11 protein-coding genes and 1 pseudogene are annotated in these 15,306 nt (G+C 50.0%); all 12 read left to right on the forward strand.

Going from position 1 to position 15,306, the window contains the following annotated elements:
* Window positions 1-601 precede the first annotated feature (601 nt).
* The 12 genes and pseudogenes from MKY74_RS33950 to MKY74_RS34005 all read left to right on the forward strand — a co-directional run bounded on the left by MKY74_RS33950 (window position 602) and on the right by MKY74_RS34005 (window position 15,295).
* A complete protein-coding gene (locus tag MKY74_RS33950; protein WP_076175321.1) occupies window positions 602-1,309 on the forward strand; it encodes a metal ABC transporter ATP-binding protein in 708 nt (235 codons plus the stop codon).
* The gene (locus MKY74_RS33955) at window positions 1,255-2,127 is read left to right on the forward strand and encodes a metal ABC transporter permease (RefSeq protein ID WP_076175319.1); all 873 of its coding nucleotides are present in this window, start codon (window positions 1,255-1,257) and stop codon (window positions 2,125-2,127) included. Before MKY74_RS33950 ends, MKY74_RS33955 begins: the two co-directional genes overlap by 55 nt.
* Window positions 2,108-3,151 carry a metal ABC transporter substrate-binding protein gene (locus MKY74_RS33960; RefSeq protein WP_076175317.1) on the forward strand — a complete coding sequence of 348 codons (1,044 nt, stop codon included), beginning with the start codon at window positions 2,108-2,110 and terminating at the stop codon, window positions 3,149-3,151. Before MKY74_RS33955 ends, MKY74_RS33960 begins: the two co-directional genes overlap by 20 nt.
* A gap of 68 nt (window positions 3,152-3,219) precedes the next feature.
* Window positions 3,220-3,633: a Fur family transcriptional regulator gene (locus tag MKY74_RS33965; RefSeq protein ID WP_076175315.1), complete on the forward strand. Its 414-nt coding sequence runs from the start codon at window positions 3,220-3,222 to the stop codon at window positions 3,631-3,633.
* A 15-nt stretch (window positions 3,634-3,648) separates the two neighbouring features.
* Window positions 3,649-3,918 (forward strand): 30S ribosomal protein S14, encoded by a 270-nt coding sequence (gene rpsN, locus MKY74_RS33970; protein WP_076175313.1) that lies wholly within the window; start codon window positions 3,649-3,651, stop codon window positions 3,916-3,918.
* 316 nt (window positions 3,919-4,234) lie between these two features.
* Window positions 4,235-5,046, forward strand: a pseudogene (locus MKY74_RS33975) (AAA family ATPase).
* A gap of 614 nt (window positions 5,047-5,660) precedes the next feature.
* Complete coding sequence (locus tag MKY74_RS33980; RefSeq protein ID WP_076175311.1) at window positions 5,661-6,704, forward strand: ABC transporter substrate-binding protein; 1,044 nt, start codon at window positions 5,661-5,663, stop codon at window positions 6,702-6,704.
* Window positions 6,694-7,698: a FecCD family ABC transporter permease gene (locus tag MKY74_RS33985; RefSeq protein ID WP_076175309.1), complete on the forward strand. Its 1,005-nt coding sequence runs from the start codon at window positions 6,694-6,696 to the stop codon at window positions 7,696-7,698. The genes MKY74_RS33980 and MKY74_RS33985 overlap by 11 nt, the downstream gene beginning before the upstream one ends.
* The gene (locus MKY74_RS33990) at window positions 7,695-8,492 is read left to right on the forward strand and encodes an ABC transporter ATP-binding protein (RefSeq protein ID WP_076175307.1); all 798 of its coding nucleotides are present in this window, start codon (window positions 7,695-7,697) and stop codon (window positions 8,490-8,492) included. Before MKY74_RS33985 ends, MKY74_RS33990 begins: the two co-directional genes overlap by 4 nt.
* A gap of 65 nt (window positions 8,493-8,557) precedes the next feature.
* On the forward strand, window positions 8,558-9,496 hold the full coding sequence (locus tag MKY74_RS33995; protein WP_076175305.1) for an ATP-binding protein: 939 nt from the start codon (window positions 8,558-8,560) through the stop codon (window positions 9,494-9,496).
* Window positions 9,486-11,465 carry a VWA domain-containing protein gene (locus MKY74_RS34000; RefSeq protein WP_076175302.1) on the forward strand — a complete coding sequence of 660 codons (1,980 nt, stop codon included), beginning with the start codon at window positions 9,486-9,488 and terminating at the stop codon, window positions 11,463-11,465. The genes MKY74_RS33995 and MKY74_RS34000 overlap by 11 nt, the downstream gene beginning before the upstream one ends.
* 188 nt (window positions 11,466-11,653) lie before the next feature.
* A complete protein-coding gene (locus tag MKY74_RS34005; protein WP_244169421.1) occupies window positions 11,654-15,295 on the forward strand; it encodes a cobaltochelatase subunit CobN in 3,642 nt (1,213 codons plus the stop codon).
* The last annotated feature ends 11 nt before the right edge of the window (window positions 15,296-15,306 follow it).

The following is a 15,306-nucleotide window of genomic DNA, read 5'->3' on the forward strand; positions in this document are numbered from 1 at the left end:
AAAGACATTGGAAAGCATGTTAAAGACAACCTTGCTATGAAACTGCTAGTGAATAGGAATTTGAAATATCTAAGGTTAAAGGCGGAGCCTGGATGCCGGGCTTTTACATGGGCGAAGTAGTTATTATCAGTATATAAAATCTGCTACGCAACTATGAGGTCATCCATTTGAACAAAAGTCTCTCCGGGAATACCTTCAGTTTTGAGAATAGGGTAAGTATTGATCCTAAAAAACGGGCGGCTGTTTGCCGTCGTTTTAAGTCTCAGCAAAGGAATACATTTAATCGTAAGATTTCCGCTTGTTCTTGATAACTACTTATCCTATTCATTCCTTGACTGCTGCTTAATTGGGATTACATAGGAATTGCTTAAACCGTGAATGTAACGGAGTCACATTCATTACAATTTGGATACCGGTGAAGATCCACTTTTCTCCTATGACGACTCTTTTGACGGGGAATATCTTTTGGGGCTCTATTACCTGCCAAGTCTCTATGATCTAGAGCATTTGACGCCAAAAAGGGTTTACAAATCAGAATTATTACGATAATATGTAATCCGTTAAATGCGTAATGATTACGATTAAGAAAAGAGAGATGGATATGATGGTATCGTCCATGCGCGATGTTGTGTTTGGTTACGGTAATGAACCGGTTATCGAAAACTTGTCTCTGGACATTCATGCCGGACAATTTATAGGGATTGCGGGAGCGAACGGTGCAGCAAAATCCACTTTATTGAAACTTATGATGGGCTTGATCAAGCCTTGGAGCGGTTCTGTCTGGTTAAACCGGGCCAATAAGGACGGTTCAAAGGTAGAAGTGGGGTATGTACCCCAGCAAGTGTCTTCCTTTAATGCCGGTTTTCCTAGCAAGGTTATTGAGTTGGTTCGGTCAGGGATGTATTCCCGCATGGGGCTATTTGGTCGTTTTAGGAAAGAGCATCAGCAGGTAGTTGAGCGAAGTTTGAAACAGGTAGGCATGTGGGAGTTTCGCGATCGAAGAATTGGAGAACTGTCGGGTGGTCAAAAGCAACGTGTATGTATTGCTCGTGCCCTAGCCCAGGAGCCGCAAGTGCTTGTTTTGGATGAGCCTATGACGGGCATGGATAAGGCAAGCCGGATAAAACTTTACGAGTTGTTAAGAGATAGCGTTACGCGGCATGGCCAAACGGTTATTATGGTGACCCATGAGCTCGATGAAGCGATGCCCTATCTCGATACATTGGTTAAATTAGAGCGGAAGGAGGATGAAAGTTGGCATTGTTCGGTTTCGAATTTATGCAGCGTGCCTTTTGGGCGGGAGGCTTAATAGGGATTATCGCTCCGTTGCTCGGCGTTTACCTCATGCTTCGCCGTCAGGTATTAATGGCGGATACGTTGTCTCATGTCTCCCTTGCTGGGGTAGCTTTGGGATCCGTCATGCATCTGAATCCTTCCCTCAGCGCTTTTGTTTTGGCTATAGCCGCAGGCCTTGTGATCGAGCAACTTCGACGTTCCTACCGCACTTACAGCGAACTGCCTGTTGCCATCATCATGACATCGGGTCTGGCGCTTGCTGTCGTGCTGATGAATCTAAAGCAAAATTGGAGCAAGAGCTTCAGCTCTTATCTGTTCGGTTCCATCGTGGCAGTGAGCGATACTCAACTGCTTCTCATTGCCGTCGTGGCGCTGGTCGGCTTGCTCTATTTTATTATTCTGCGCCGTCCTCTTTACAATTTTACTTTTGACGAAGAAACCGCTGCGATCTCAGGCGCACGGGTAAAGCTGTTGTCGTTTTCTTTTGCGGTTTTGACCGGGATGATCGTTGCTTCAGCTATGCCCGTTGTAGGGGTTCTTCTGGTTTCCGCGTTGATTGTACTGCCGGCTTCATTGGCTTTGCGATTAGCATCAGGCTTTATTGCAGCGATTCTGATTTCTGTGGGGACGGGGCTGGTTGGCGTTTTTTCGGGTCTGAGTCTGTCTTATTATATCGATACCCCGCCAGGCGGGACGATTGCACTGATTTTACTTGTTGTCCTGCTGGCAACCATGATGATGCAAAAGCTGCAACATGTTTATGGGCGGCGCAGTTCCAAAAAAATAAATAAAAAGAAGGAGTTTACGAAAAATGAGAGTTTTGAGTCGTAGTTTAGCCGTTTTATCCTTGTCGGTGATGCTGGTTGCATCCGGGTGTGGGTCAAAAGCGAATACAGCGGACAATACTGCTGAAAATAACGGATCAGCTGCTGCACCTGAGTCCACTGAAAAAACGCAAGTAACGGAAAAATTGGATATCAAGACGAGTTTTTATCCGATGTATGAATTTACGAAACATGTGGCTGGTGATCTGGCGGATGTGGAAAATCTTGTTCCTCCAGGCATGGAACCGCATGATTGGGAGCCGACAGCGAAGGATATGGCTGCCATTTCGGAGGCTGATGTGCTCGTATACAACGGGGCAGGTTTGGAAGGCTGGGTGGAACAAGTACTTGATAGTGCGGGTAAGGGACTTAAAAGCGTTGAAGCCAGCAAGGGTATCGAAATAATGGAAGGCTCAGAAGAGCATGAACATGGTGAAGAGGCTGAACATGCACACACTGAAGAAGAACAGGGCCACGACGAAAGTGATCACGATCATGACCACGGTGGTTTGGATCCGCATGTGTGGTTGTCTCCGAAACTGGCAATTCAAGAGGTTCATAACATTGAGAAGGGCTTGTCTGAAGCGGCACCGGAGTACGCCGATCAGTTTAAATCCAACGCTGATGCTTATATAACGAAGCTGGAAGCGCTAGACAAGGAGTATGCCGATGCTTTGAAAGACACCAAGCGTAAGGATTTCATCACTCAGCATGCTGCCTTTGGTTACTTAGCGAAGCAGTATGGGCTAACTCAAGTTCCAATCGCAGGACTCTCACCTGAACAAGAGCCATCTGCTGCCCAAATGGCTGAAATTGTTAAGTTCTCGCAAGAACACAACGTGAAAACGATCTTTTTTGAAACACTGGTGTCTTCCAAGATAGCGGATACGATTGCAAAAGAAATCGGAGCCAAGTCTGATGTTCTGAATCCAATTGAAGGTTTGACGGAAGAAGAGATGGCTGACGGCCTTGATTACATTGCGGTAATGCAACAAAATTTAAAAGCCTTGAAGACAGCGCTGAACGAGTAATATCAACAGACGGATAGACGAATTAATTATACAGATATGAAAACCGGGGGGAAGAGAAGGTAGAGAACATGTCGAATCGCTTGATTCAAGCTATGAAGTCCAAAGGCCTGCGCATAACCTCGCAGCGAAGATGGATAGCAGAGTTGTTCTCTGCCTCCAACGGGTTCGTGTTACCGCGTCAGGTTCACTCTTATATTGCCCAGCATCTTCCGGGAGTCAGTTATGATACGGTGTATCGTAACCTCCGCTTGCTGGCGGATCTCAACCTGATTGAACAGTTCGATTTTCCAGAGGGGGTCCGGTTCAAGCTTAGATGTGGTCCGGACCGTCATCACCACCATTTGATATGCATTCAATGCCAGCAAACGATCCCAATCGATTTTTGCCCGCTGGAGAAAGACTTGAATTTACCGACAGAATTCCAGGTTGTTTCGCACAAATTTGAAGTTTACGGTCTATGCGGTTCTTGTGCCGCAAGTTAAAAGGAGGGATCAAGGATGGCTAAGACATCGAAGATTGTTAAAGAACAGAAAAGGCAGGCTCTAGTTCAAAAATATGCTGAGAAGCGCAGAGAATTGAAGAAAAAAGGGGATTATGAGGCCTTGCAAATGCTGCCCCGTGATTCATCACCCACTCGCCTGCATAATCGCTGTTCTGTGACTGGCCGGCCTAGGGGATATATTAGCAAATTCAAAGTATCCCGCATCGTATTTCGCGAACTGGCCCATCGCGGACAGATTCCCGGGGTGAAAAAGGCAAGCTGGTAAGTGCAGGCATGAACGATTTATTCATAGCGCCATTTTATGGCGCTGTTTTTGCAAGAAGCCGACAAAACTTGCGGCTTAGTTATTTATTGTTATCGCAAGTATAGGGTGCTCTGCTGCCTTATCGTAATTTTTACACTTAACATCAAATCATAAAAATTACTGTGAAATGGAGGTGATGGTCTTGGCTCGAATCCATTACGCCTCATCCGGGTTTCGAGTTGCAGTTGGAAGAGGTTGAATTGGATCTAATGTATCTGTTGGATGTCTGAGGTGGAGAGTCAAATCGTTACGAAGTAATTAAAGGAGTTCGTCTAAAATGAGTAAAAAGAACACTAATTTACATCTTCCCAAATCCAAGGGTACAGATATGGCGACCTATTATGCGCCAAAAGAATGCAAAAAAAAGTAAAGCGTATCGTGCTTACATCAATCAATCAGAAAATCGTTGAGGAGTTTATTACCATCCTGGGGATGAAAGAGAAATTCGAACATTTTGAAGTTCCGATTCCCAATAAAATTGTGATGTTCGGACCACCGGGCACCGGCAAAACGCTAACTGCTTTTTATATTGCTGCCCAATTAGAGCTCCCGTTAATTTTAGTACGGTTAGATGCGGTGATCCACAGCCATTTGGGAGAGACGGGAAGCAATATCCGCAAAATTTTTGAGTATGCCAAAACTACTCCTTGTGTCTTGTTCCTGGATGAATTCGATGCAGTTGCCAGAACGCGTGATAACAATGACGAAGTCAAAGAAATGGCGAGAGTCGTGAATACCTTGCTGCAATGCCTGGATGAATTTGAAGGGGATAGCGTATTCATTGCGGCGACCAACCTTGAGGTGGAATTAGATCAGGCAATCTGGCGTCGGTTTGATACGAAAATGACTTACAACATGCCGGATGATAAGGACAGGAACCAATTTATTCGCCTGCAGCTGGACGATTTTGAACATGAGGAGACAATTACCAAGGAGGTGCCCAGATTGTTAACAGGCTGCAGTTTTGCCGATATGGAACAAATTATTCTCAAGGCAAAACGAAAGGCTATTATTGAAGACAGTCTGCTTCGTATGGCACATCTTGAAAATGCTTTTTTGGAATACAAGCCTAAAGTGTTTCAACGATAAAGTCTTTGAGCGATCCACTGCCCAAGTTTTAGGGATTTGTTTAACGAATGGGGGGAGATTGTTGGCATACTGGAGCACGATGAAAGAAGGGGAAAAGGTAATCAGCATCCATTCCCAAGAACGTTGGCAACGAAGAGACTTGGAGCTTACAAACTGGGTAGAATGTGTCAAACCTAGAAGACGGACTAAACAAACGGCATGGCTCGGTAACATTGAGGTGGATACGGAGATATTTGGTGCGCTTGTTAGCCTGAAGCGATTGGGGCTTCAAACCGAATTTTCCTGCGCAGGTGTGAGTCCGCTGGATGAGCCGGTAGATCATTCAATGTATGCTTACATAACTTTGTTCGCGTCTGAGAAAGCCCACCGATTCGTGCAATTTGCCATAAGAATGATGAAACATCGTTTACTCGTAACGTTCGAGCCACTACGGGACCGATATGATCTCTCTTCATTTTTTATCGGACATAACCGCTCCTTCTGTATATTGTTGCATCATTGCGCCGAAAGCTTTGTCCAATGGGAGATGGACAGGAATGCTGATATGAATTAGCAGAACAACAGGGAACTTCGCTTGTAAACTGTAATAATTACGATATAGGAGGCTTGAATCTATGCTTTCAATCAAGAAATCTACACTCATTTTATTAGGAAGTCTGCTGCTTGTTGGCGTCGCTGGCTGTGCGTCATCCCCGGTGGCTAACAATACGGCAACGGAGTCGGTAAACGATTCCCAAGCTTCAAACGTCAAGTCACTCGAGTCTTCAACTTCTATTGAAGGGGGCCAGGTGCAGCCGTTTCTCAAGTTTACGGATGATATCAATCGTGAAGTGACGCTCTCATCGCAGCCCAAAAGAATTATCGTGCTTTCCCCGCAATTGCTGGATTTATTGTACGAGGTTGATGGAAGCGCCATTGCCAAGGCCACTTCGACGGGGGGGACTGTGCCGGAAAAGGCGAAAGGAATTGAGAATGTTGGCGGCATAACAACGGTTAACACGGAAAAACTGCTTTCCTTAAAACCGGATCTGGTGATCGGTTCTACCTCGTTTCATCGCGATCTGGCAAGCGTTCTTGACGCAAGCCATGTTCCGTTTGCTCTCTTTACACTTAGTAGCTACTCTGACCTGAAGGAAAAAGCCCAACTGTTCGGCAAGTTAGCTGGTACGGAGGCGAAAGCAACGGAGGCATTGACCAAGCTGGATCAACAAATCAATGATCTGACAGCCAAGGTACCGACTGTCCAAGCCCCTACTTTTATCATGCTGAACATCACGCCGAGCAGTATTTCCGTGCAGCGAGAAAATACGGTAGGCATTGAAGTTGCAGAAATGCTACATATGAAAAATGTGGCGGCAACGCTAGCTGGTTCACAGAAGAGCCCATCCACAGCCCCCTTCAGCCTGGAAAAAATCGTGGAGCTGAATCCGGATTATGTCTTTATTCTTATCCACGGAGCACGTGAGGACGGTGAGGAAAAAATCAAGTCAGATCTGGCAAGTCAACCGGCATGGTCCTCGCTTCGCGCAGTGAAGGAAAAACGAATGGCGATTTTGCCCTCGGATCTGCTGCTGTCGAACCCAGGTTTTCGGTTAAACGAGTCGGTCGAATATTTAGCAAAGCTCGTTTATCCCGACGTATACGGCAATGAAGACTAATATCCAAAAACGAATATCAGTTCCCAGAGCCGTCCTTGTACTTGCAGCGATGCTGATTGTAGCACTTGCCGGCATCGCGTTCAGCATTGGTACCGGGGCGGTCTCGATTACACTGGGTGATATTTGGCGATATCTATTTCATGGATTTGATGGTCCGATGAGAGAAGTGATCTGGAACATTCGTCTGCCGCGCACGTTGGTTGCGGCCTTGGTGGGAATAAATTTGGCTTTATCGGGGGCCATTCTGCAGGGAGTCATGCGTAATCCGCTAGCTGACCCGCATATCATCGGAGTCTCCTCTGGAGCTGGTTTACTAGGTATCATCATTCTTATTTTGTTTCCTCACGCGTGGTCTCTGCTTACACCCGTAGCTTTTATCGGGGCTTCCGGTGCAGCCGCCATCATTTATGTGCTGGCCTGGAAACAGGGTGTCCAGCCCGTTCGCATCATTCTCGCAGGCGTGGCCGTATCTGCTTTTCTCGGTTCCGGCATTTCAGCGATGCTCACCTTCTATAGTGATCGGGTCAATGGTGCACTGGTGTTTCTTGTTGGCGGGTTGGCTGCTAAAAGCTGGCCGGAGCTGAACATGATGCTCCCGTATTCCATTGCAGGCCTGTGTTTGGCGTTCTTCGCGGCTGTTCACCTCAACCTGCTTACGCTGGGGGATTCAAACGCACGTGGTCTTGGTCTAAGAGTAGAGGCGACACGCTTTGTATTAACGGCCATCGCTACGTTGCTGGCCGCCAGCGCAGTGAGTGTCGTTGGCCTGCTCGGCTTTGTAGGTCTGATTGTTCCTCACTCTGCCCGCATGCTCATCGGAAGCGATTATCGGGTACTGCTGCCCGCTTCCGCTTTGCTCGGCGCGGCAGTGGTAACCATCTGTGACACGCTGGCTCGCCTGATGTTCGCGCCGATCGAGCTACCCGTCGGCATTATATTGGGTGTCCTTGGTGCTCCATTTTTCCTGTATCTGCTAAGGAGGGAAAGAGAATGACGGCGCTGCGACTGGATAATGTGTCTGTTACATACAACAACCACCAGGTGATCGAGCGTTTAAACTGGCATGCCGAGGAAGGAAAGATTTATAGCATTATTGGTCCGAACGGTTGCGGCAAAAGTACCCTACTTAAGGCCATTGCCGGACAGTTAAAGCCGGTCGTGGGTTCGATTCTCCTTAACGGCCGGTCCATTAGCAGCTTTACGAGACGTGAATTGGCCAGACAATTGTCTATGTTGCAGCAAAGCCAAGATAAATTGCCGGATATGACGGTTCGCACCTTAGTCGGCTATGGCCGATTCCCTCACAAACCAGCCTGGACGGCGATGAGTCAAGAGGATGAAGATATCGTGGATTGGGCTTTATTACAAACGGGGACGCTTCCGTTTGCACAGCGGAAACTATCCGCTTTATCTGGTGGAGAACGCCAGCGGGTCTGGATTGCGTTGGCGTTGGCACAGAAACCGCGTCTATTGCTGCTCGATGAACCGACTACCTATCTGGATGTCAGCCACCAATGGGAGATCATGGAGTTGATATCCGAAATTAACCAAAAGTTCGGCATGACGATTATCATGGTATTGCACGATATGAACCATGCTGCCGGCTATTCAGACGAAATTATGGTGATGAACAAGGGCGAAGTATATGCAAGCGGTAAGCCGGAGGACACCATTACCGAGCAAACACTTGGAGAAGTATTCGGCGTAAACGGGCGTATTGAACGCGATCCGGATAACGCACGGCTAACCTGTTTGGTGACCGGCTTGCTCCCAGCGGAGCGAAGATAGAAAGTGTTCTTGTATTTAACCATGAAGTCCACACTTCAATAAAAATAGGGGTAAGGAGGATAACGATGGATGTAAAACCGGATGTGTTTCCATTTACGGCGATCGTCGGACAAGACACGATGAAGAAGGGGTTGCTCTTAAATCTCGTGGATCCGCGGCTTGGAGGGGTCTTGATTCGCGGGGAAAAAGGGACTGCCAAATCCACGGCGGTACGCGCTCTTGCCGATCTGATGCCCGGTCTGCAGGTCGTTAACCTGCCGGTTAGCGCCACCGAAGACCGGGTAGTTGGTACGTTAGATATCGAGCATGCGATCCGAGAAGGGCAAAAACGATTCGAACCGGGATTACTGGCTGCGGCCCACGGAAATATTCTGTATGTGGATGAGATTAATTTGCTGGATGACGCGATCGTGGATGCGTTGCTTGATGCCGCCGCCATGGGCGTGAATACAGTCGAGCGGGAGGGAGTATCGCATTCACATCCTGCCCGGTTCATTCTGATCGGTACGATGAATCCGGAAGAAGGGGAACTGCGACCGCAGCTGCTGGATCGATTTGCCCTTTCCGTGGAGGTCGCAGGCGAACGCGATGTGGCTTGCCGGATGGAAGTCGTCAAGCGTCGCCTGGCTTTTGACAAGGATCCCGAAGAATTCAGACGTCGTTTCTATCAGGAACAGTTTACGCTCCTCGAACGAATTCTGCAGGCACGTGAGCGGCTTGCCCAGCTCGAACCTTCCGAACAGCTGTTAGAATGGATCGCAAAAGTCGGAATTCGCTTGGAAGTGGACGGTCATCGAGCGGACATCACCCTGATGAAGACATCGATGGCGCTCGCCGCATTGAATGAGAGAACCCAAGTTCTGCCGCAAGATTTGGTGGAGGCAGCCTTAATGGTCATGCCGCATCGGATGCGCAAAAAACCGTTCGAGGACAATGAATTAGGAGTAGAGAGGATAAGGGAAATGCTTGGTGATCTACTGCAAGAGGCCTCCAATGCATTCTAAAGATTATGCTTACCCCTTCTGCGCTGTTGTTGGGCAGGAGCGCGCAAAAAGGGCGTTAATGCTGTATGCCGTAAATCCGTCTTTAAATGGAGTGCTGCTGGCCGGGGAGACGGGGACAGCAAAGTCGTTACTTGTGCGTGGCTTTGCCACCCTGCTTCCAGAACGCCGGCAAATTTACATTCCGCTTCATGTCGACGATGACCGGTTGTTTGGAGGGATGGATACGGCTGACGCTGTCCACCTTGGAGAGAAAAGATTTTCTCCCGGATTGCTTGCCTCGGCTGATGGACAAATGATGGCCATTGACGATGTGAACCTGATGAGCGAAAGGATGCTTAAGGCGATTTTGAGTACGACGGAAAATGGAGGCTTCGAAACGGAACGCGAAGGGATATCCGTTTGGCAGTCCACTTCCTTCCTGCTGCTTGGAACAATGAATCCAGAGGATGTTAAGTTGAATCCCGCTCTGCTTGACCGTTGGGGACTATATGTGCGCGTAGAAAATTCGGCCAATCCATCTGAGCGAATGGAGATTATGCGCCGCAGGCTGGCTTTTGAACGGAATTCGGACGAGTTTGTACTCTCCTTCGAAACCGAGACCGCAGCGTTACGCAAGAAGATTACTCAGGCTCAGCAGCGTCTATGCACTGTGCGGATTGGCGAGCCGATGCTGCGGTTGGCTGTTGAAATTGTCAAGGAATCCGGCTGCACAGGACATCGCGCAGATATTCTGCTAGCGGAGTTGGCGCGAACTTTAGCCGCCTGGGAAGGTCAGCCGGAGATTAGCAGCGAGCATGTACGAGAAGCAGCAGGGTTTGTTTTGCCGCACCGGATGCTTGCTGGTGATGCGAACGGTGCATCGGGAGAAACATCGGAAAGAGAAACGGAGCGCGAACAGACGGAGAGCGATAGTAATTCCATTCAACAGCCAAAGGCCCCGGAACAAGGTATTCATAGCCAGCAAGAGGAGCAGCAGCCTGGTGGCGAATTAACAGATGACGTCGGAGAGGAATCCGCGGCGGCACCTGATCCCAATGCTTCAGGCGAATCCGGAGGATCTTCCCGTTCCGACGAAGTAAGTACTACAGCGCAAGTCGTCGTTGAGGCCGTGGGCCGCGGCTTCGATGTTCGCCGTATTGCCTTTGCCCCGCCGAATAAACGGTTCCAGGGGAAAGCGGGTAAACGCAATCATACCAGCGAAGGCGGGCGAAACGGGCGCTATGTCCGAGCGGAGCCACCGCGTAGAACCCTATCTGATTTGGCCTTGGATGCGACGCTTCGGGCGGCAGCACCTTACCAACAACTTCGGGCTCAGCGTCAAGTAGAGGACGACGGTGGCCGATCACGTCCCCATGTGCTCGTCGAGCGGAGCGATTTGCGGGTAAAGGTGCGGGAGAGCCGGACGGGAACTGCATTGTTGTTCGTCGTAGACGCCAGCGGGTCGATGAACGCGTCCAAACGGATGAAGGCGGTCAAGGGGGCGATACTGTCATTGCTGCGTGACGCCTACCGGCAGCGAGACAGCGTCGGCTTGGTCGCTTTCCGGGACCGTGGAGCAGAACTGCTGCTGGACATCACGCGCAGTGTCGAACTGGCCGAACGCAAGTTGAGATCGATGCCCGTCGGCGGAAGGACGCCGCTGTTGGCCGGACTGGAGAAAGGCGCGGAGACGATTCATACCTTGATGCGAAAAGGCAGCGGACTGATCCCCGCAATGATCGTCATCACCGATGGCAAAGCAAACACGGGGACGGCTTCGGGACATGACCAATGGCAAGAGATCCGTAACGTTGGACGCCGGATTTCAGCCGCAGGCATACAAGCATTGGTCATTGACACGGAACAGGGTTTCGTACGGCTCGGATATGCACGTCAATTGGCAGACTGCTTGCATGCCCAATACTACCAGTTGGAGGAACTGGATGCCAGGCGGATCGAGCGCGCCGTAAGGGGCTTGGTGCAAAGGTAGGTTAGTTGACGAAATGACTGGTTAGGGTCTGTCGAGCTGGTGTATATGGCATTTTTCAGGACTGTAACCGTTTGAATGAGTCGGACAACGCCGACGCTTACAAAAACATGTGGGGAGATGAGAGGTTGAAGATCATTGTACTGACGAACAGCGAGACCGCGCAAACCCATTTATCGGCGGCTTACCGCATGCTGGATGAAGGACAGAGACATCAGCTTCAGCTTGCTGTTGTAGACCCGGGCGGCAGTGAGGCGGTCGAGTCGCCGCCCCAGCTGGAAGCGCAGCTTTTGTCCTCCGCTGTTGATCTTGTTGTGTTGGATGCTCATGGCGTCCGCAAAGAGATCGTCCAGCAGATCAAGGGAATCCTGAGCCAAGGATCGGCGCAGATCGTTCCTGTTGGTGGAGACTCCGACGATACCCGCTCGCTGCTTCGGATTGGTGGGATGACATCCGACTATTTACCAGGGCATCACACAAACGAGGAAGAAGCATTGCCAGACGACCTGCGAAAGGATTATGACAACTATGTGAACATGACGGAATATTGGCGAGGCGGCGGAACGAAAAATATGTTTGCCTTGCTTTGTCTGTTGGGCCGGGAATATGGGGGCTGCGACCAGCTGCCTGTTCCTGAAGAGCCGGTTTTCATCCAGGAGTTATGCATTTTTGATCCTGCCAGTCAAACTCACTTTGCTTCCTTATCCGCATATCGGGAAAGTCGGGGATACACGGGTCAGCGGCCGACGGTTGCATTATTGTTTCTCGTCAACGGCAATCCGATGGACCTCGCAGAATGCGTTCAGGGAATCATGGACAAAATCGAGGTATTTGCCGATGTTTTGCCCATCGCCTTTCCCTCGGTGATGAATATTTCATTGGATCATCTGCGCCAATTACTGGTTGGAGAGGATCGAACGGTCGATTTAATTGTTAACCTGCTTCCTTTTCGTCTCGGAATTGGCCCGGGTGGAGCTAGGCCGGCAGCTGCAGTCGAAGATGCAGCGGAATTACTCGACGCACTGGGAGCCCCTGTCCTGCATCCGTTTTTTCTGTCTGGTACGACAAAAGACGAATGGAAGGAATCCGTTAGGGGCGTCAATGCTTCACAGCTCATGGTTCAAGTCGTACTGCCTGAGCTGGACGGCAGCATTGAAATGTTTCCAATCGCGGCCTTGAACCGTGATGGAGTCGATCCATCCCTGAATATTGCTTTAAACAAGCTGGAGCTCCTTCCAGAAAGGACCGATCGGGTAGTTGGCCGCATTCGGCGCTGGCTTGAACTGAAAAGGAAATCGAACAGCGATAAGAAACTGGCGCTGATTTGCTATAATTACCCTCCCGGAGAAGCCAACGTGTTCGGGGGCACGTTTCTCGATACTTTTGAATCCGTATCGCGGCTGCTGACCCGACTGAAACATGAAGGGTATCATGTCGAGGAAATGACCGCTGATGAACTTCGATCCCGATTTGTGGAAGGTGGGCTTGTCAATTCCGGAAATTGGGCGGGTGAGCAGGCAGCAGATGGTATGATCCGCTACGTTGATCCAGATTTTGCGAACAAGCTGTCCGCTCGTTCGTGGGGGAAGGAGGCAGAGGCACGTTGGGGGCAACCACCTGGTGAAATCATGACAGAGCGTGATTCTTTCCTAATTCCCGGCTTGATAAACGGTCATATTTTTATCGGCCTGCAGCCTTCGCGAGGCATTCACGAGGACCCGGAGAAATCCGTTCATGATCGCTTCTTGCTCCCGACACACCAGTACACAGCATTTTACCAATGGGTTCGGGAACAGTGGGAAGCGGATGCAGTCGTACATATTGGCACTCACGGGACGCTGGAGTTTCAACGAGGCAAGGAATGCGGCATGTCTGGCGATTGCGTTCCTGACGACTTTATCGGTGAGCTACCCCATTTGTATTATTATTACGTCGGGAACCCTTCAGAAGCGATGATTGCCAAACGCCGCAGTCATGCCGTATTGGTTGGATACCAGGCTCCTCCATTCATAGAGGCGGACTTATATGGCGAATGGGCAGGTCTTGATGCGATGCTGCATGAATATCGTGAGGCGCAGCAGCTTGATCCCGAACGTTGCGGTGATATCCTCTGCAAGATGCAAACGACAGCTGAGGCACTGAACTTTTCAGCGAAGTCCCCAGAAGAAATGGAAGAAGAACTTTACCGGATGCAGCGGTCGCTCATCCCAAGCGGACTGCATGTGCTTGGCGAGGGTTATTCCCGGGAAGCGGCAGCAGCATACATGCGGTTCATGCTTCGTCACGAGCGGGGAACCATTCGTTCCTTGCGTGGACTGTTGGCGGAGCGGAAGGGGAAGGGGGCGGAAGACCTGGTCGCTGCGGGGAGAACAGACGAACTTCGAAGTCTTGACCTTGAAGCGAAAGAACTGATTGACAGCTACCTTGAAAATGGGGCGCTCCCGCCTTTCTGCATGGGGGAGCCCCCAGAATGGCAGAACGCCCTGCGGAACACGTTGGAATATGGATACCGCGCCTATGAAAGCTCTATGAATAACGAAGAGATGGAAGGCCTGCTGAAGGCACTGGAAGGCCGCTACATCCGTGCCAAATTGGCTGGGGACGCCATGCGTTCCCCTGAAGTGCTGCCTTCCGGACGCAATCTCTATCAATTCGATCCGCGCGCTGTGCCAAGCCTTACCGCGGTGGAACGAGGGGCGCGTACAGCTGAAAATTCGATTCGTCAGTATTACGAACTTCATGGTGAATACCCGGGAACCACGGCGATCGTATTATGGGGATTGGAGACATCCCGGACTCAAGGAGAGACCATCGGCCAAATTCTTCATTATTTGGGCGTACGCGTGGGCAGAGGAATCGGGACATTTCGAAGCGAATACGAAATCATCCCGTTATCCGATCTGGCCCGTCCGCGTTTGAATGTTGTGGTGCATATGACCGGATTGTTCCGCGACATGTTTCCAAATCTGTTGGATGATTTGAACCGGATTTTCCGGCGTATCTCTAGGCTCGATGAGCCTGATGAAATGAATATGTTCAAGGCCCATACCCGAAAAACGGAGGAGGGCCTGCTGAAGGCTGGTCAAAAGTCAGAGCGCGCCTGGGATTTAGCAAACGCTAGGATATTTGGCCCGGCCGAAGGCCAATACGGGACAACCATGACCAAATTGGTCGAGACAAAGCAATGGAGTGCAGAGGCAGAGCTAGGTCAGGCTTATGCGGATAGCCAACAATATGTATATAGTCTGGGGGAGCGCGGGAGTGCGGAACCAGAGTTGTTTCGAACCAATTTATTGGCAGTAGATGTCGTCTCTCAAATTCGCAGCAGCCACGAATGGGAAGTCACGGATTCAGACCATTATTACGAGTATTTCGGAGGCTTGTCCAAGTCGGTAGAGATGGTAAAAGGAACCCCGGTGGAGATCCATATTACAGATACAACGGGCGAGCAACCTCAGACCGAATCGGCAAGGCATGCCATTGCACGAGGTGTACGCACTCGGCTGACTAATCCGAAATGGATCGACGCGCTCCTGGATCACCCTTATCATGGCGCTGCACAAATCGCCCAGCGGTTTGAGTACGTGCTGGGACTGGCTGCTACCACTGGAATGGTAGACACTTGGGTGTTCGACCAGATGCATGAAGTATATGTGGCAAATGCAGAGCGGAGCCGGCAAATGCAGGAGAACAATCCCTGGGCTTATCACGCTTTGATGGAAACGTTGCTAGAGAGCCATCAACGAGGATATTGGCAACCTGCCCCAGAGAAGTTGGACCAGCTTCGGGAAAAGTATGTCGAAGTGGAAGGAGACTTGGAGGTCATCAACTGAGGAAGCGGCGA

The sequence above is a fragment of the Paenibacillus sp. FSL R5-0378 genome (assembly GCF_038009285.1).
Classification (GTDB): domain Bacteria; phylum Bacillota; class Bacilli; order Paenibacillales; family Paenibacillaceae; genus Paenibacillus_AQ; species Paenibacillus_AQ favisporus.

Coding starts and splice junctions, on each gene's coding strand:
- MKY74_RS33950 (WP_076175321.1), top strand. CDS start 602: ATGATGGTATCGTCCATGCGCGATGTTGTGTTTGGTTACGGTAATGAA.
- MKY74_RS33960 (WP_076175317.1), top strand. CDS start 2,108: ATGAGAGTTTTGAGTCGTAGTTTAGCCGTTTTATCCTTGTCGGTGATG.
- MKY74_RS33965 (WP_076175315.1), top strand. CDS start 3,220: ATGTCGAATCGCTTGATTCAAGCTATGAAGTCCAAAGGCCTGCGCATA.
- rpsN (WP_076175313.1), top strand. CDS start 3,649: ATGGCTAAGACATCGAAGATTGTTAAAGAACAGAAAAGGCAGGCTCTA.
- MKY74_RS33980 (WP_076175311.1), top strand. CDS start 5,661: ATGCTTTCAATCAAGAAATCTACACTCATTTTATTAGGAAGTCTGCTG.
- MKY74_RS33985 (WP_076175309.1), top strand. CDS start 6,694: ATGAAGACTAATATCCAAAAACGAATATCAGTTCCCAGAGCCGTCCTT.
- MKY74_RS33990 (WP_076175307.1), top strand. CDS start 7,695: ATGACGGCGCTGCGACTGGATAATGTGTCTGTTACATACAACAACCAC.
- MKY74_RS33995 (WP_076175305.1), top strand. CDS start 8,558: ATGGATGTAAAACCGGATGTGTTTCCATTTACGGCGATCGTCGGACAA.
- MKY74_RS34000 (WP_076175302.1), top strand. CDS start 9,486: ATGCATTCTAAAGATTATGCTTACCCCTTCTGCGCTGTTGTTGGGCAG.
- MKY74_RS34005 (WP_244169421.1), top strand. CDS start 11,654: ATGCTGGATGAAGGACAGAGACATCAGCTTCAGCTTGCTGTTGTAGAC.